The following is a 241-nucleotide window of genomic DNA, read 5'->3' on the forward strand; positions in this document are numbered from 1 at the left end:
AAACCGGACGTTTTGCGGATTGATAAAATAATCATCTTTTTCATGATAGTCCCAGTTCATAACCTTACGGTCATCACTTTGCCATTTTCGACTATTCTCTTTAAGCATTGTGCCGTAGGGAATCAAAACGGTATGCTGACCGAATTCATCTTCCAAGTACCGATAATTACTTTCGGAACCGTATCCGGCATCGGTAACGATGGTGTGACCTAACACATTGTTGGCCTTTAAATGTTCAATA

General features: G+C 40.2%; 1 protein-coding gene. It reads right to left on the reverse strand.

Annotated elements, in window-relative coordinates:
• Window positions 1-241, reverse strand: a 241-nt coding sequence (locus tag MZO41_RS16690) for a transposase (protein WP_252129725.1), incomplete at both ends; no start/stop codon positions are given.

It is taken from the genome of Lactiplantibacillus sp. C232 (assembly GCF_023806725.1).
GTDB classification, from domain to species: domain Bacteria; phylum Bacillota; class Bacilli; order Lactobacillales; family Lactobacillaceae; genus Lactiplantibacillus; species Lactiplantibacillus plantarum.